The organism is Terriglobales bacterium (genome assembly GCA_035937135.1).
Lineage (GTDB): Bacteria > Acidobacteriota > Terriglobia > Terriglobales > Acidobacteriaceae > DASYVL01.
This window is the reverse complement of sequence record DASYVL010000138.1, coordinates 1-16,073: the sequence shown is the minus strand read 5'-3', so window position 1 is coordinate 16,073 and position 16,073 is coordinate 1. Positions and strand designations below refer to the sequence as shown.

At 65.5% G+C, this 16,073-nt stretch carries 19 protein-coding genes and 1 tRNA gene; 17 read left to right on the top strand and 3 right to left on the bottom strand.

What is annotated here, in order from left to right; all coding sequences use genetic code 11:
* The 3 genes from VGQ94_08345 (at window position 1) to ruvB (ending at window position 1,807) form a co-directional block, all read left to right on the top strand.
* A complete protein-coding gene (locus VGQ94_08345; protein ID HEV2022525.1) occupies window positions 1-207 on the top strand; it encodes a hypothetical protein in 207 nt (68 codons plus the stop codon).
* Window positions 204-689 carry a hypothetical protein gene (locus tag VGQ94_08340; protein ID HEV2022524.1) on the top strand — a complete coding sequence of 162 codons (486 nt, stop codon included), beginning with the start codon at window positions 204-206 and terminating at the stop codon, window positions 687-689. The genes VGQ94_08345 and VGQ94_08340 overlap by 4 nt, the downstream gene beginning before the upstream one ends.
* A gap of 113 nt (window positions 690-802) precedes the next feature.
* Complete coding sequence (gene ruvB, locus VGQ94_08335) at window positions 803-1,807, top strand: Holliday junction branch migration DNA helicase RuvB (GenBank protein HEV2022523.1); 1,005 nt, start codon at window positions 803-805, stop codon at window positions 1,805-1,807.
* Here the strand turns inward: ruvB and VGQ94_08330 are convergent.
* Window positions 1,804-3,180, bottom strand: coding sequence for an SRPBCC family protein (locus tag VGQ94_08330; protein ID HEV2022522.1), 1,377 nt, complete (start codon window positions 3,178-3,180; stop codon window positions 1,804-1,806). The two genes, ruvB and VGQ94_08330, sit on opposite strands and share 4 nt — an antisense overlap.
* 272 nt (window positions 3,181-3,452) lie before the next feature.
* Between VGQ94_08330 and VGQ94_08325 the strand changes: the two genes are divergently transcribed.
* The 9 genes from VGQ94_08325 (at window position 3,453) to rplI (ending at window position 8,980) form a co-directional block, all read left to right on the top strand.
* Window positions 3,453-3,857 (top strand): DoxX family protein, encoded by a 405-nt coding sequence (locus VGQ94_08325; protein ID HEV2022521.1) that lies wholly within the window; start codon window positions 3,453-3,455, stop codon window positions 3,855-3,857.
* A gap of 45 nt (window positions 3,858-3,902) precedes the next feature.
* Complete coding sequence (gene ispE, locus VGQ94_08320; GenBank protein HEV2022520.1) at window positions 3,903-4,877, top strand: 4-(cytidine 5'-diphospho)-2-C-methyl-D-erythritol kinase; 975 nt, start codon at window positions 3,903-3,905, stop codon at window positions 4,875-4,877.
* 54 nt (window positions 4,878-4,931) lie between these two features.
* Window positions 4,932-5,005: transfer RNA gene (locus VGQ94_08315), tRNA-Gln, on the top strand.
* Window positions 5,006-5,067: 62 nt separating this feature from the next.
* Complete coding sequence (locus tag VGQ94_08310; protein HEV2022519.1) at window positions 5,068-6,093, top strand: ribose-phosphate pyrophosphokinase; 1,026 nt, start codon at window positions 5,068-5,070, stop codon at window positions 6,091-6,093.
* 26 nt (window positions 6,094-6,119) lie between these two features.
* Entirely contained in the window at window positions 6,120-6,857 is a 738-nt protein-coding gene (locus VGQ94_08305; GenBank protein ID HEV2022518.1) for a 50S ribosomal protein L25, read from the top strand.
* A gap of 100 nt (window positions 6,858-6,957) precedes the next feature.
* Window positions 6,958-7,548, top strand: coding sequence for an aminoacyl-tRNA hydrolase (pth, locus tag VGQ94_08300; protein ID HEV2022517.1), 591 nt, complete (start codon window positions 6,958-6,960; stop codon window positions 7,546-7,548).
* A gap of 30 nt (window positions 7,549-7,578) precedes the next feature.
* Window positions 7,579-7,974 carry a 30S ribosomal protein S6 gene (rpsF, locus tag VGQ94_08295; GenBank protein ID HEV2022516.1) on the top strand — a complete coding sequence of 132 codons (396 nt, stop codon included), beginning with the start codon at window positions 7,579-7,581 and terminating at the stop codon, window positions 7,972-7,974.
* Window positions 7,975-8,022: 48 nt separating this feature from the next.
* The gene (rpsR, locus tag VGQ94_08290) at window positions 8,023-8,442 is read left to right on the top strand and encodes a 30S ribosomal protein S18 (protein HEV2022515.1); all 420 of its coding nucleotides are present in this window, start codon (window positions 8,023-8,025) and stop codon (window positions 8,440-8,442) included.
* A gap of 67 nt (window positions 8,443-8,509) precedes the next feature.
* The gene (rplI, locus tag VGQ94_08285) at window positions 8,510-8,980 is read left to right on the top strand and encodes a 50S ribosomal protein L9 (protein HEV2022514.1); all 471 of its coding nucleotides are present in this window, start codon (window positions 8,510-8,512) and stop codon (window positions 8,978-8,980) included.
* Between the two features lie 42 nt (window positions 8,981-9,022).
* Here rplI and VGQ94_08280 read toward each other — a convergent pair whose 3' ends face one another.
* A complete protein-coding gene (locus tag VGQ94_08280) occupies window positions 9,023-9,886 on the bottom strand; it encodes a M28 family peptidase (GenBank protein ID HEV2022513.1) in 864 nt (287 codons plus the stop codon).
* A 343-nt stretch (window positions 9,887-10,229) separates the two neighbouring features.
* On the opposite strand from VGQ94_08280, the gene VGQ94_08275 reads away from it, so the two are divergent.
* From VGQ94_08275 to VGQ94_08260, 4 genes are read left to right on the top strand one after another with little or no spacing between them, the layout of a single operon-like run.
* Entirely contained in the window at window positions 10,230-10,826 is a 597-nt protein-coding gene (locus tag VGQ94_08275) for a sigma-70 family RNA polymerase sigma factor (protein ID HEV2022512.1), read from the top strand.
* A 30-nt stretch (window positions 10,827-10,856) separates the two neighbouring features.
* Window positions 10,857-11,774: a HEAT repeat domain-containing protein gene (locus VGQ94_08270; protein ID HEV2022511.1), complete on the top strand. Its 918-nt coding sequence runs from the start codon at window positions 10,857-10,859 to the stop codon at window positions 11,772-11,774.
* 14 nt (window positions 11,775-11,788) lie between these two features.
* Complete coding sequence (locus tag VGQ94_08265) at window positions 11,789-13,057, top strand: hypothetical protein (protein HEV2022510.1); 1,269 nt, start codon at window positions 11,789-11,791, stop codon at window positions 13,055-13,057.
* A 26-nt stretch (window positions 13,058-13,083) separates the two neighbouring features.
* The gene (locus VGQ94_08260; protein ID HEV2022509.1) at window positions 13,084-14,349 is read left to right on the top strand and encodes a PDZ domain-containing protein; all 1,266 of its coding nucleotides are present in this window, start codon (window positions 13,084-13,086) and stop codon (window positions 14,347-14,349) included.
* A 300-nt stretch (window positions 14,350-14,649) separates the two neighbouring features.
* Here the strand turns inward: VGQ94_08260 and VGQ94_08255 are convergent, their stop codons facing one another.
* Window positions 14,650-15,525, bottom strand: a complete 876-nt coding sequence (locus VGQ94_08255; protein HEV2022508.1) for a DUF1259 domain-containing protein — start codon at window positions 15,523-15,525, stop codon at window positions 14,650-14,652.
* 157 nt (window positions 15,526-15,682) lie between these two features.
* On the opposite strand from VGQ94_08255, the gene VGQ94_08250 reads away from it, so the two are divergent.
* On the top strand, window positions 15,683-16,073 hold a 391-nt coding region (locus VGQ94_08250), incomplete at its 3' end, for a hypothetical protein (protein ID HEV2022507.1).

Genomic DNA, 16,073 nt, shown 5'->3' with positions numbered 1-16,073 from the left:
ATGCCCGACTGGCAGCAGTACGAGCTCTGGGCGGAGAAAAAGGGCCAGTGGGGCAAGGTGGCTTCCTTCCGCGAGTTCGACCTGGCCTCCACCGTGCTTCGCAACTACAAGTACCGCATGCGCCTGGTGCGCGTGGATTATCAGGATGGGGTGGCGGTGCTGAACGAAGTGCTGGTGGAAGTCGGCGCCACCCGGCGGGAGCCATGACTGCGGAAAGCTGGGTCAAGCGCGAGGCGGAAAAGCGCAAGGCGCAGGAGCGCACGCTGCAGCAGAAGAGCGCGGCGCGCCTCGACCGCGTGAAGAAGGTCGCCGACAAGGCGCCCGCCCTGTGGGACAAGTTCGCGGCCGTGGTGGAGAACCACGTCGCCGAATTCAACCAGCTCTTCCGCGACGACAAGCAGAAGGTCTTCGAAGTCGAGAAGCCCGCGTCGGGCACGCTCGTGCTCAAGCGCTCTCCCTATCCCAGCATCCGCATGGAGATCTTCCTCAACCTGGAGACGCGCTCGGTGAACTACCAAATCGTGCGCACGCCCCGCGCCCACGGCCGTCCGTCAGAAGAGATCGGCGCCATCCCTGTGGCGCTCGACGAGAAGGGCACGCCCCAGTTGATGAACGGCAGCCAGCAGCTGGCGCTCGAGGCCGCCTCGGAGCTCGTCCTCAAGCCCGTGCTTTTCTCGCCGGAGAGGTAGGAGCACGTGTGGGCACAGGTCTTCGACCCGTGCCGATTGCCTGAATCCCGGATTCGTCTTACACTCGCGCCAGCGTGGCTTCCCCGAAAAAGAGCTCAGAGCTGAAGGCGCGCATGGTCTCGGCCCAGCCGGTTGATGACGACGCGTCCTTTGAACTAAAACTGCGGCCCAGGCTCCTGCGCGAGTTCATCGGGCAGAGCAAGGTCAAGGAAAACCTCTCGGTCGCCATCGAAGCGGCCCGCTCGCGCGGCGAAGCGCTGGACCACGTCCTGCTCTACGGCCCGCCCGGCCTGGGAAAGACGACACTGGCCTCCGTCATCGCCAACGAGCTGGGCGTCGAGTTCCAGCAGACCTCGGGGCCGGTGCTGCAGATCAAGGGCGATCTCACCGCCATCCTCACCAACGTCAAAGAGAAGCAGGTGCTGTTCTTCGACGAAGTCCACCGTCTGCAGCCCGCGCTGGAAGAGCTCCTCTACTCGGCGCTCGAGGACTACCGCCTGGACATCATGATCGGCCAGGGACCGTCGGCGCGGACGCATACGCTGGAGATGCCGCCCTTCACCTTCGTAGGCGCGACCACGCGCGCCGGACTGCTCTCTGGGCCGCTGCGCTCGCGCTTCGGCATCGTGCTGCGCCTCGAGTTCTACGACACCGCTGACCTGGTGGTGATCGTGCGCCGCTCGGCGGAGATCTTGGGCATCGCCATCGACGAAGCCGGCGCCGCCGAACTCGCCGCCCGCGCGCGCGGCACGCCGCGCATCGCCAACCGCCTGCTGCGCCGCGTCCGCGACTTCGCCCAGGTGCGTGGCGCAGGGAAGATCGACCTGGCCACCGCCCAGGCTGCGCTTGAGATGCTGGAAGTGGACAAGCACGGCTTCGACGAGATTGACCGCCGCCTGCTCTTGACCATCATCGAGAAGTACCAGGGCGGCCCTGTCGGCGTGAGCACCCTGGCAGCGGCGCTGGCCGAAGAGGCCGAGGCCATCGAGGAGATTTACGAGCCCTTCCTCATCCAGATCGGCTTCCTGAACCGCACCCCGCGCGGCCGCGTCGCCACCCGCCTGGCCTACGACCATTTTGGTATCACTCCCAACCGCAAGCAGAGCGCGTTGTTCTAGCCGGCCGACTCTTCCGCCAGGCGCTTCACGTGCCGCAGCACGCGCATGTGAATGCGGCGGACGATGAGGTCCGACCACTGCCGCCAGTAGCTCTCCGGCCAGAAGCGGTTCTCATACCAGGTGGTGCCCTCGAGCAGCGTGCGTCCGCCGGGGAGCGGCGTCAGGCGGAACTCGCCCGCCTTGGCGGAGAAGTAGTGGTCGAGATGCGCCGGATGCAATTGGTAGGGTGAAAGCTCCACCATGGGCGGCGGCTCGTCGCGCACGCCGAAGGCCAGCCGCCGCGGCTCGTCCCACACCGTGATGGGCTCGACGAAGGCTCCGGTGGAAAACACGCAGTGGCGCTCCGCGCCCACGCCCGTCCCCTGGATCTCCGCGCGCATGGGATAGGCGAGCCCGGTCTGGAAGACCCACTCGTCGGGCGGCGGCAGCTCGGAGAACGAGACCACGTTCCGCCACACCTGCTCCGGCGACGCGTTGACCACGACGGAAGAGGTTACTTGCAGCATTCGCGGCTGAGGCGCTGCCGCGTGCTCCAGCCCCATCAATCCCGGCAGGGCCAGCAGTATGGCGGCCATCACGGGGCTCGGCTCCAGCCGCCGCCGCTGGATGACGTAGCCGATCATCCCGCCCATGAGCGCCAGCGGGATGGCCAGCGGCGCCGCCATGATCAGGCAGACCACGCCCTCGAGGGCCAGTGCGAGCAGCGCCACGCCCGCCAAGGTCACCGAGGTCAGCGCCACCAGGATGCAACTGGGGAAGCTGCGCGGCCGTTGATAGCCGTGGATCAGGACCGAGATCAGGCCCATGCCGAAGGGCAGGCCGATGAACAGGCCCCAGCCGTAGTTCCTGAAAAACTCAGCGCCCACCACCGTGAGGAAGACGGTGATGGGCAGGGTCAGCAGGACGCTGACGGCAGCGCTGCCCAGCGTGCTCTTAGGGATGACGCGATCCAGCCAGCTTTGCCCGCGGACCGCGGCCGACGTCTCGATCGCCGGGCGCGGGGGCGCGAAGCTCAGAATCACGAAGAAGAACAGGTTGAGCACGGGCACGAAGAACAGCGCCACCATGGGCAAGGGCAGCCCGGCGTCGCGCAGCCGGCGCAGGGTGAGCGCCACGCCGCTCCAGATGAAGGGCAGCGCCATCGCCACCATCACGGCGAAGAAGAGCCGCTCGCTCCGTGGCAGGTCGAGCAGCGAAGATGCCGCGCCCGGCAGCAGGTAGTTGAAGATCCCCCACGGCTCCTTGAAGACCCAGGAAGCCACCACGCGGTCGAGGTTGTGCTTGAACGCGAACAGCAACACGCCCCAAACGGCGTAGGGCCCGCGGTCGATGGTCCCCTGCCAGCTCCACAGGTCAGAGAGCCTCAGTCGCATTCCTCACCTCGGCAACCGGTGGTTGTCATTCCGGAATCACTGTTGCCATGCCAAACAAAATCGACGTTGCATACCAAAGCAAAATTAAACGTTGTCATCCCGAGCGAGCGCGGGTCGAGGGACCTGCCTTTCCGAAGGGAAGCATACCGAGCCGCAGCCTCGATGTCAGGCTTTTTGCTGGTATTTGTTTTCTTTTTCCTGTGAAATCTTTGTTCGGGACGAATCGACCGTCCCTGCTGCCGCATCTCTCACCCTGAAGAAGGAGCGCACTCATGCCTACCACATCGCACACCCAAAAGCCCTGGCTCCTCTGGACAGGACGGATTCTCAGCGCTCTCCCTGTTCTGGTGCTGGCAACGAGTGCCGCCATGGCGTTCGCGCGCACGCCGCAGGTGGTCGAGGGCATGAGCAAGTTCGGCTACCAGGAGAGCACGATCCTGGTCGTCGGTGTGCTCGAACTCGGTTCGGCGCTGATCTACGCCATCCCGCGCACCGCGGTGTTGGGCGCCATCCTGATGACCGGCTATCTCGGCGGCGCAATCGCCACCCACGTGCGCATCGGCGACCCCGGCTGGCCCACCGCCCTCATTCTCGGCATCTTCGTCTGGGCCGGCCTGTATCTGCGAGATGAGCGCATCCGCCGCCTCCTGCCTTTCCGCCAGCCGCAGGATGCCTGACGCTCTCCTGCGGATTGCGGACGGCTGATTTAGAATCCTCTCCTCATGCCGGTCAGCGTCCGCTCCTTCGCTAAGATCAACCTCGGGCTGGCCATCGGCCCCCGGCGCGAGGACGGCTTCCACGAGCTGCGCACCGTCTATCAGACCATCGCGCTCCACGACCGGGTGCGCGTGGAGGTGGCGAGCGGCCGCGGCATCGAGATTCGCTGCGGCCACCCGGGCGTGCCGGAAAACGAGTCCAACACTTGCCACCGCATGGCGGAGCTGGCGCTTGCCGCGCTGGACGCGCGCCGCCATGTCACCATCCACATCGAGAAACGCCTCCCGGTGCAGGGAGGCCTGGGCGCGGCCTCTTCGAACGCCGCCGCCACGCTCTTCGGGCTGGAGCGGGCGCTCAAAGCGCGCCTTCCGGCCGCCGAGCGCATGCGCCTGGCGGCCGCGGTCGGCTCCGACGTCCCGCTGTTCCTGCTGGGTGGGACGGTGCTGGGCCTGGGCCGCGGGGAAGAGGTCTATCCCCTGGAGGATCTGCCGCCTTTGTCCTGTGTGGTGGCCACGCCGGAGATCAGTGTTTCCACTCCCCAAGCCTTTGCCGACTGGGACAAGCTCGCCGGGACGGACGCGGGCGGCAAATTGACGGGTGGCGACGAGTCCGATAGAATCAGTGCTTGCAGCCACTCGATGGTGGGGTGGCTGAGTGGTTCCCCAACCGGTGTTCCCGCAAAGGGCGGGGACCGGGCCGAGGCACTGCTTCTCGACCTAGTCCGTACCGGGATAGAAAACGACTTCGAGCAGGTCGTCTTTCCTCAATATCCCGAATTGCGTGACGTGAAGAGTGCCCTGATAGCCAGTGGGGCGAGGTACGTGTCGCTCTCCGGCTCGGGCTCGGCGCTCTATGGGCTGTTTGGCTCGGCGGCGGCGGCGAAGAAAGCGGCGGCCCGGCTGAAGAAGCAGGGCATCCCGGCGCTGGCGACCATGACCTTGCCGCGGCGGGGGTATTGGAAGCGGATGCTGGGTTTCTAGTTTCTCGTTTCTGGTTTCTCGAGAGACGAGACACGAGAAACGATACACGGGGTTTGGGCGGTCGACTAAGGGTAGGTCAAGTGCCTTTGGAGCACTTAGTCTAGGTTCGAATCCTAGCCGCCCAGCCAGAGATGAAGCAGGGGGCAGGAAGCGGGGTCCAACGCGGTTCAACCAGACCAGCGGAGGAAATATGGCGACCATAGCGACCACGACCGACAAGAAGAGCCAGGCGGACGAGCAGTCCAAGCCGGAGCGCAAGCCGCAACGCGCGCGCCGCGACGACAAGTTCAAGATCTTCTCCGGATCGGCCAATGAGCCGCTGGCGGATGAGATCTGCAACTTCCTGGGCATGACCCGCGGCCAGTGCAACGTCAGCCGCTTCTCCGACGGCGAGGTGTACGTGCAGATCCTGGAGAACGTGCGCGGGGCGGACGTCTTCGTGGTGCAGCCCACCAGCTTCCCCGTGGACCAGCACCTGATGGAGTTGCTGCTGATGATTGACGCGCTCAAGCGCGCCTCGGCGCGGCGCATCACCCCGGTCATCCCCTATTTCGGCTACGCCCGGCAGGACCGCAAGGACAAGCCGCGCGTCCCGGTGTCGTCCAAGCTGGTGGCCGATCTTCTGACCACCGCGGGCGCCGACCGCGCGCTGGTGGTGGACCTGCACGCTCCCCAGATCCAGGGCTTCTTCAACATCCCGGTGGACCACCTGTTTGCCTCGCCGGTGCTGGTGGGCTACTTCCGCGAATTGCATTTGCCGGACCTGACCGTGGTTTCGCCGGACGCCGGCGGCGTGGAGCGCGCGCGCTTCTTCGCCAAGAAGATGGAGTCGCCCATGGCCATCCTGGACAAGCGGCGCACCGATATCAACGTGGCCGAGGTCATGCACGTCATCGGCGACGTCAAGGGGCGCACCTGCCTGATCCTCGACGACCTCGTCGACACCGCCGGCACGCTGGTCAACGCCGCCGAGGCCCTGTTGGGCGCCGGCGCGCTCAAGGTGTACGCCTGTGCCTCGCATCCGGTGCTCTCCGGGCCGGCCATCGAGCGCATCTCCAAGTCGCGGCTGGAGCAGGTGGTGGTCACTAACACCATCCCGCTGACCGCCGCGGGACGCAACGAGCCCAAGATCAAGGTGCTCTCCATCGCCGGGCTGGTGGCGCGCGCCATCCAGTCCATCCATGAGGAGACCTCGGTCAGCACGCTATTTTCGTAGTCAAGTTTCGAGATAGGGAAAGGATTATGAAGAGCACGGCAACCGTGAACGTAGTGGAAGCGCAAGCGCGAACGGAAGAGGCGCGCGGCAAGAACGTGGCTCGGCGCCTGCGCCGAGCCGGCAGCATCCCCGGCGTGGTCTACGGCGCCAAAAAGCCGGCCATGGCGGTCAGCCTCAACCCCAAGCACATCACGCAGATCCTGAACTCCCAGGCCGGGCACAACACCATCTTCGAGCTGAAGGTGGGCGGGGAGTCAGCTCAGGCGATGATCGTGGACTGGCAGTACGAGCCGGTGTACGGAGCGCTGCTGCACGTGGATTTGAAGCGCATCGCCATGGACGAGCGCCTGCGGGTGAAGGTCCCGGTGCTGCTGCAGGGCGAAGCCGCGGGTGTGAAGCAGCAGAGCGGCATCCTGGAGCAAGTGCAGCGCGAGGTGGAGATCGAGTGCCTGCCCGGCGACATCCCCAGCCACATTGATGTCGACGTGAGCGAGCTGGTATTCGGCAAGGTGCTGCGCGTCAGCGATCTGCCGCACGATCCCAAATGGAGATTCCTCACCGACGCCAACCAGCCGGTGGTACACATCGTCTCGGTGAAGGAAGAGGTTGTGCCGACGCCGGAAGCCGCCGCCGAAGCTGCCACGGCCGCCCCCGCCGAGCCCGAGGTCATCAAGAAGGGCAAGCAGGAGGTGCCGGAGGAAGGCGCCGAGGCCGAGGCGGCTCCTGCCAAGCCGGAAAAGGCCGAGAAGAAGGAGAAAAAGTGACGCCGCTTTCGCGGGCGTTCGAGCCCGCGGGCGTCATCCTGACCCTGAGCAAGCCGAAGGGGAAGGATCTCGTGCATTCGCGGCGGAACGAAGAGTAGACGTGAAACTGATCGTCGGGCTCGGCAATCCGGGCATCGAGTACCAGTTCACGCCGCACAACATGGGCTTCCTGGCGGTGGACCGGATCGCCGAGCAGTGCGGCGTTCGGGTCTCCAACCGGCGCTGCCGGGCGTTGACCGGCAAGGCCGAGATCGGCGGGAAAGAAGTTCTCCTGGCCAAGCCGGAGACCTTCATGAACCTGAGTGGCATGTCGGTACGGGAGCTGGTGGAAAAGTTCGAGGCCGAGCCGTCGCGGGACTTGATCGTGATCCACGACGAACTCGACCTGCCGCTGGGCACGATGCGTGTTCGCCAGCGGGGCAGCTCCGCCGGGCACAATGGCCTGGAATCGATTTTCGGTGCGCTGGAGACGCAGGAGTTCGTAAGGATTCGGTTGGGCATCGCTCCGGCGCGTGCGGTGCGGGACGGCGCGGCGTACGTGCTCTCGCCGTTCCGCAAGGCGCAGTACAAGGCCGTGGATGAGCTTTTGGATTCGGCCGCCGAAGCGGTGAAGGTGCTGCTCACCGAGGGCGCCGGCAAGGCGATGAACCGGTTCAACCGCCGGGGTACGGCGGAGAGTCCGGAGAAATGACGCAGCCCCAGGGCTGCTGAGGAGAAAGAGATGGCGCGTATTTACGAAGTGATGTTCATCATCCGGCCCGACGTGCCGGAGGAAGAAGTGGAAAAGCTGATCGCTCACCTGGAAGGTTCCGTCACCTCCAGCGCCGGCACGGTGAAGACCGAGCGCATGGGCAAGCGGCGTCTGGCCTACTCGGTGCGCAAGTTCCAAGAGGGCATCTACGTCCTGCTGACCGTGGAGGGCTCGGGCGAGATGGTGCACGAGCTGGAGCGCCGCATGCGAGTGACCGAGCCGGTCATCAAGTTCCTCACCGTGCGCGTGGACGAGGAGCAGAAGCGGTTGGAGAAGGTAAAGAAGATCCGCGATTCGCGGGTCAAGCGCAAGCCGCAGTCCGCCGCCGAGGCAGGGGCTGAACCGGCCGCCGCGGCTACGGTGTAATCATTTTCCGGCGTTCGCCTTGGCGGACGCCCACAACGAAGGAGAGTTATGACTGACGAGCAAGTGAAGAACGAAGCAACGGCGCCGGAGACGGCGGCCGCCACTCCTGCCACTTCCACCACTCCAACCGTTTCCACGCCCGCCGCTCGCACGCCGCACGTGGGCCGGCCCGCGCCCGGCGGGGGATACCGCCGCAGTCCGGGCGGAGACCGCGGACCGCGCCCCGGTGGCTCGTCCCGCGACGGAGGGCGCAAGTTCTTTCGGCGCAGAAAAGTGTGTAAGTTCTGCGTGGAGAAGATCGACGGCATCAATTACAAGGATTTTCGCATGCTCTCGCAGTTCATCAACGAGCGCGGGAAGATCACGCCGCGGCGCATCACCGGGGTGTGCACGCCGCACCAGCATCGCCTGGGCGCGGCCATCAAGCAGGCGCGCAACATCGCCCTGCTGCCCTTCGCCACCCGCTGAGCAAGGCAGGTCTTGTGTAGCGGCGGGCGACTCGCCCGTCGGATAAAATTTAGGACCGGAGTCTGACATGGAAGTCATCCTGAAAGAAGACGTACCCAAGCTGGGTTTTCGCGGCGATGTGGTCAAGGTGGCCGAAGGATACGGCCGCAACTACCTGCTGCCGCGCAAGCTGGCCATAGAGGCCACCAAGGGCAACCGCGCCGTCATCGAGCAGATGAAGGCCGCCGCCCAGCGCCGCTCGGCCAGCGACAAGGCCGACGCCGAGGGCGTGGCGCAGCAGATGCAGGAGCTCACCCTCACCTTCCGCCGCAAGGTAGGCGAGCAGGAGCACCTGTTCGGCTCCGTCACCTCCGGCGACATCGCCGATGCGCTCGAAGCCAAAGGCTTCACCGTGGATCGCCGCAAGGTGCACCTCGACGACCCTATCAAGGCCCTGGGAGAGTTCCAGGTCGCCATCCGCCTGCACAAGGAAGTCATGGCCAGCGTCAAAGTGGTCGTGGAAAAGGAAGCAGAGAAGGAAGCGGAGAAGGGAGAGTAGCCGCCGCCTTCGATCTCCGAACCCGCGCCTCCGGGCGCGGGTCTATTTTTGCGCCGCGGGAGCTTCCTTGCCCACTGCCAGCGTCTGGTCGAGATAAGACAGGTAGGCGGCCACCAGCCGGTAGGTGTCGTAGTACTCGTCCATGTGGATTGCGGCCAGGGTGTCCTGCGAGCTGTGCAGGACGGGATAGGTCTCCTGCGTCACCGAGTGGATGGTAAGGCTGGGGATCCTGCTCTTGGCGAAGGACTCGGAATCCGCCGAACCCACCTGCTCCACGTTGACCCCGGCCAGCGGCAGTTTCATGGAGTGCGCCACGTTGTTCAGCGCTGCCGCCAGCCCCTTGTCCGCGTGGCTGAGCCAGACCTTGGTAGGAGAAAGGCCGAGCGAGTCCAAGTTGATCATGGCACGGATCCTGGATCGTTGCTCCGCCGTCGTTTGCTCGAGGAACTGTGCCGAGCCCACCAGCCCCTTTTCTTCGTCGGTGAAGCCGATGAAGAGGAAGGTGTGGCGGCGGGGCTCATTGCCCAGGCTTTCGAACAGGCTGGCCAGCAGCGCCGCGCCGCTCCAGTTGTCCACCACCCCCTGGCCCGCTGTCACTTTGTCGTAGTGCGCTCCCACCACGATGATCGAGTTCGACTCCCCCGCCAGCTTGCAGATGACGTTCGGCAGCGTCGAACCCTCGACCTCGACGTCGGTCAGGGTCTCGCCCTTGCATCCGGCCGCGTCAAAAAGCTGATGCAGCTTCTTCTGGCGCCCCTGGTTGTCATTGGGGCTGCCCTTGAGGCGTTCCTCGACGCCGCTCTGCTCCACCCGATGGTAGGAGATTTGCTGGGCCCGGACCGGCGCTGCCGGCCAGGCGATGAAAAAGAGAAGGAACAGGGGAAACAGACGCCGAGGTTTGAGCATGGGGGTTCATCATAATCGGAGCTGGCCTCGCTCTGCCGGCTTCCGGGGAGAAAAACCCCGGGCGGATATGCGCAAAGACCCCTGCTTTGGGAAGCCCTGGGAGCCGCGTTCCGGGCCTTCCGGGCCGCTATAATCCTGCTTACGGTTCCGCCTCTGCTCCGTCCAATGGTTGTAAGGCAAGACACCGGAAGGTGAGACTTACGGAGACTCAGCAGGAGCAAACATGCCGGCCGAAGCAGTGGCCCTGCCCCTGGCGGTTGGCGATCCCAGGTATCGCGTTTCCGCCCAAAGCGGGCCCGGATTCACAGGCGGTTCCAAGGTAATCCCCCGAGAACGGGGACGAATGGCCAGCCAGACCCTGAGCCGAGCCGACGACACCCTCCTCATCCGGGAGGCGCAACGCGGGAACCGCGCTGCCTTCGAGGAGCTGGTCCGCCAGTACGACCAGGCGGTGCTGCGGCTGGCGCTCAACCTCACCCGCTCCGAGCAGGACGCCCAGGACATCTTCCAGGAAGCCTTCCTCAAGGCTTACCGGAACTTGGGCAGCTTCCGCTTTGAGTGTTCGTTTTACACCTGGGTCTACCGCATCGTGACCAACCTCTGCCTCGACCACCTGCGCAAGAAGCAGGTGCGGAAGGAAGAGGCGCCGGTGGCGGTGGACAAGCAGGGCGTCGAGTACGACCTGCTGGACCGCCAAGCCGACGGCCGCGCGGGCAGCAATCCGGAGCGCGACCTGATGCGGCGCGAGCTGGGGCACAAGATCGGACGCGCGCTGGAGCGGCTGACGCCGCGCGAACGCATGGTCTTCGAGCTGAAGCACTACCAGGGATTGAAGCTGCGCACCATCGGCGAGATGCTCAACACCACCGAGGACACGGCCAAGAACACGCTATTTCGCGCCACCCAGAAGCTCCGAGCCACGCTGTCGGAGATGCGATGAGCGCGAGCGGGGAAAGACTGAGAATGATTTATGAACTGTGAATGGGTAAAAGAAAACATCCCGTCGTATCTGTATGACGAGTTGGGCGACGACGCCCGCCACGAGCTGGAGCAGCATCTGGCGCGCTGCGCCGGCTGCGCCGCCGAAGCGGATTCGGTCCGCGAGTTGAAGCAGGAGGCCTCGGCGCTGCCTCGCATCGAGCCCACGCCCAACCTGGTGGCCGCTTCGCGTATGCGCTTGCTGGAGTCGCTCGAAACCGTCCGCCCCGCCGCCGGCTGGCAGCGCTTTGTCTTCGACCCGGGCGCCTGGCTGCGACAGATCCGCTTCGCTCCCGCCCTGGCCGCCGCCATCCTCATGGTCGGCTTCACCGCGGGCGTGCTGCTCACCTACCGCATGGGCTCGCGTCCGGGGTCCAGCCCCGCCGCTCCCAACGAGTCCTCCATCGCCGGCATCCGCGGCATCACCCAGGAGCCCGGCTCCAACAACGTGCAGGTGCGCTACGACCGCCTGGTGCCGGAGTCGGCCCAGGGTTCGATGGACGATCCCCGCATCCAGCAGCTTCTGCTCTACGCCGCGCGCAACAATGAGAACTCCGGCGTCCGCATGGACTCCATCAACCTCCTCACCCGCCGCCCCGACGACACCCGGGTGCGCGAGGCCCTGATGTACGCCCTGCGTTACGACCGCAATCCCGGCGTCCGCCTGAAGGCGCTCGATGGACTGGGGGACTACGTCTCCGAAGACGTGCGCGTACGCAACGTCGTGCTGGAGGCTTTGCTGGGGGACTCCAATCCCGGCGTGCGCATCGAGGCCATCCGCCTGCTGGAGAAGGTGAAGCCGGATTCGAGCGTGCGCAAAGTCTTCCAACAGCTCGCCGAACAGGACCAGAACGACTTTATCCGCCGGGAAGCCCGGCGCGTGCTGGCCACCATGCCGGAATTGGACTGAGAAAGGTGACATAAGTGAAAAGCCTGAATTCATTCGCACTAAGACCGAATCTGAAGAAATGGTCGCGGGCCGCATGGCCGTTCGCCTTCCTGCTGTGGGCGGGACTGGCGGCCTCGGCCGATACCCTGTTCCTCGGCGGCGATCCCGCCGGAAGCGAGAGCAAGGTCTACAAGGACGGCAGCACCTGGGTGCAGGAGATCACCGGCAGCCTTCCCGCTCCGCGCGAGATTAAGGTGGTCACCGAGGCCGGCTCGGTGAAGGTGCATGGCGCCGCCCAATCCAACCTCACCTACATCCTGCGCAAGCGGGTGAAGGCGGGCTCGGAAGAAGAAGCCCGCAAGCTGTTCTCCAACTTTCGCATCCAGGCCTGGTCGCAGGGCCAGATCGCCCTCTTCCGCGGCCAGTTCGACAACTCCTACGGCCGCCGCCAGGCCTCGGTGGATTTCGACATCACCACTCCCCGCGGCACCGCCGCGGTCAATGCCAATACCGGGGGCGGCAGCATCGCCGTGAACGGCATCACCGGTACGGTGGCGGTGGAAACCGGCGGCGGCAGCATCCAGTTGGATGAGATCGGAGGCCCCGCCACCGCTTCCAGCGGCGGCGGCTCCATCGAACTGGGCAACATGGGCGGCGACGTCTCCGTGGAAACCGGTGGGGGCAGCATCCGCATCAAGTCAGTCGGCGGCAGCGTGGCCGCTACCAGCGGTGGCGGTTCCATCGAAGTGATCTCCGCCCGCCAGGCGGTTTCTGCGGAAACCGGCGGCGGCAGCATTCGCGTCCTGAAGTGCGGCGCCGCGGTCAAGGTGGAGAGCGGCGGCGGCAGCCTGGAGATCGGCGAGGCCGGCGGCACTGTCATCGCCAATACCGGCGGCGGCAGCATCCGCGTGGTGTCGGCCCAGGGCAAGGTCAGCGCCGGCTCGGGCGGCGGCAGCATCCATCTCACCGGCCTCACCCGCGGCGTGCAGGTGGAGACCGGCGCCGGCGGCATCATCGCCGAGTTCGCCGGCGGCGCTTCGCTCACCGACTCCATGCTGGAGACCAGCTCCGGCGACGTCACCGTCTATCTGCCCTCGAACGTCGGCGTCACCATCCGCGGCGCCATCGAATCCGGCTCCAAGGGCAGCGTGCACTCCGACTTCGGCGAACTTCGCGTCGTCTCGGATTCGGACCAGTGGGGTCCCCACGAGGTCCTGGTCGAAGGCAAAGTGAATGGCGGAGGCGCGGTGCTGAAGATCCGCACCACCTCCGGAAACATCGTGTTGCTGCGGGCCAAGAAGTAAAGAGTTCTCTATCGGGAGGAACCATCATGAGCAAAGCATTTCGCATCCTATTGATCTCGCTGCTGGGCCTGACGGCCAGCGTGTGGCTAGGCGCCACCGGCATGGCGCCGGTGGCCGCAGTGGCTCCGGCAGCCGAAGCCGCGCAGAACGTGGCCCCTGTTCCGCCCGCCGAGGTTGTCGGCGGCGAGGAGCACGTCTGGGTGGATTCCGAGAGCGGCTCCTATCTGGGGGTGGACACCCAGGACGTCACCAAAGAGCGCCTGGCCGACCTCAAGCTCAAGGAAGAGCGCGGCGTCGAGGTCCTCATGGTGGATCAGGACGCCCCTGCCGGCAAAGCCGGGCTCAAGGAGCATGACGTCATCCTGGAGTTTAACGGAGCCCGGGTGGAGAGCGTGGAGCAACTGCGCCGCATGATCCATGAGATTCCTCCGGGACGCACCGTCGCCCTGGGCATCAGCCGCGACGGCCAGCCCATGACCCTGAACGCCACCCTGGCCGATCGCCACAAGCACGAGAGCTTCGCCTACTCCGTCGGACCCAAGGTGAAGATGCCCAAGGTCGTCATCCCCAAGATCGACACGCGGGAGTTTGAGTTCGTCCTCGCCGGCTCCAGCCGCAGCGGCCTGCTGGTGGAGAACCTCACGCCCCAGCTCGGCGAATTCTTCGGCGTCAGGAACGGCGCCGGCGTCCTGGTCCGCTCGGTGGAGAAGGGCAGTCCGGCGGAAGCCGCCGGCTTCAGGGCGGGCGATATCATCGTCCGCGTGGAGCAGGAGAAGGTCGGCGACCGGGGCGACTGGCGCAGCACCATGCGCACTCACCACTCCGGCAAAGTCGCCGTCGGCATCATCCGCGACAAGCGGGAGCAGACCCTCTCCCTGGTCCTGCCCGAAGTCAAGGAGCAGTCCTCGGCCTGGCACCTGCTCGGCCCGGAGATGGATCTTGAGATGGACGACTTGGACATCGACCTCGACCAGATGGACATCGAGATCAACCACCTCACCCCACAGATGGAGCGCCTGCGCCCGGAGATGGAGCGCCTGAAGCCTCAGATGGAGCGCCTGAAAAAGCAGCTCTCCGGACAGCTCACCGCCAGCCTGACCGGGAACCGCGACCAGCTGCGCAAGGCCACGCTCCTGATGCGCGACCAGGAGGGGGCCGTCCGTCGGGCGCAACTGGATGCCACCCGCGCCGCCCAGAGGGCCTACCTGGAAGCGCAACGCGCCCTTGAGCTGCAGCGCAAGGGGCTGGACAAGGCCCGCGTCATGATGCTCAGAAAGATGGAGATGGACTAGGGGTAGCGCCGGCTTCCTCTTGTTGACCGCGAGCCTCGGAGAACTATTAGGGAGAGATGCCGACTGGCGCCTGCTGCTTGCTACTTCGCCGCCTCCCGCAACCACTTCAAGGATTGGGCGGGCAATGAGGCGCGGCGGGCGCGTTTTCTGGCCCAGCCCGCCCCGGCGGGCGCAGCGCGCTTCGGGTCTGAACCCTAGATCCCTCGACTCCCCTTCTCCTTCGACTTCGCTCAGGGCTTCGGCCCTTCGGGCCTCAAAGCAAACTCGCTCGGGATGACAATGACAGGGTGGGGGTGTCGCTCACTGAAGGCGGTTGAGCGCTTCCCGCAGCGCCTTGGCTACCGCATCCGCCTTGCCTTCCGCCCAGAAGTGCACGAAGACCGCGTGAGGATTATCGTCGAGCAGGTGATTGTGCACGGCGGTCACCTTCACCCCACCGGCGCGCAGCGCGGTAATCACCGGGTTGGCCTCCGCTTCCCGCAGGACGAAATCTCCGGTAGCGGCCACGCCTGCCGGTGACGGCTGGAAGTTGATGGCGGTGGCCATGCCCATGGCTGGCGGAAGTGTCGCCCCGTGCATGGCAATGGCGTGATGCCGCGGGAAGGAGAACGCGAGCACCGCTCCGTTCACCGTCCCCGGCTTCCCCAGGATTTCTTCGATGCTCTTCTGATCGAAGGTCAGCGCCGCCTTCGACGGTGTGGCGGGCCCGGTAGGAGTCGCGGTCGCGTCCAGCGCGGCCTTCAGGCCCTGAGCGACTTTCCCCAGCTCGCCGCGGGCGAAGAAGTGGACGTAGAGCACCTCGGGCTGCTCGCCGGTCAGATGGTTGTGGACGGCGCTGACCTCGATGTCGTGCTCGACCAGGGCGCTGATCACGCCGTTGACCTCCGGCTCCAGCAACACCAGGTCGCCGTCGGCCACAACGCCAGTGCCTGCGTCATTCTGGCGAAACGCCATCCACGACCCCAGCGCCGCCGCCGGCAGGACCGGCGTCCGGCCCATGCGCACGTGCAGGTCGGTGCGCGGGAACGCGACCTTGTAAACGCCGTCCTGGAGCTTGCCCGCGCGCCCCAGGGTGCGCTCGACAAAGCTCCAGCCGGGAGCAGATTGCGCGAACGCGGTCGCAATCAGAAGGGGGGCCAGACAGAGACTCAGAAAAAACGGCCGTGGCGTTCTCATGACGAAGCTCCTCTAGTGCGGGGTGCGTGAAAGGACTATGATTCTAGCCCTGTTCCTGCGCCGGGACATCCGGGATGCCTGCATGGATGAAGCAGCAGCACCTCTAGGTTGCCCGTCCCCTGGAGAACTGCGCCGGTTGCAAAAAGGAGAGAACAAAATGAAGAAGGTCACAGTACTGGTTTTTGTCCTGATGTTTGCGGTCGCCGCCTGGGCGTACCAGGGATCGTATGGATCCTCGACCAAGGCTTCGACACCCGCAAAGACGTCCACAGCCTCCACCACGAAAAGCACCACCCACACTAAGGCCGCCGCAGCGGGCCCCAAGGAATCCACCATGACCGGATGCCTCAGCGGCCCCAACGCCGACGGCGAGTACCTTGTGAAGAATGGGAACCACCGCAGCGGCATGGAGGTGGTTGGCATGAACGACCTGAAGACGCACGTCGGGCACAAGGTCAAACTGACGGGTACCTGGGTCAAGGAAAGCCCGGAGGTCGAAGCAAAGGAAGCCAAGGGAGAAAAGGGCGGGAAGGAAGCCGACGAGAAAC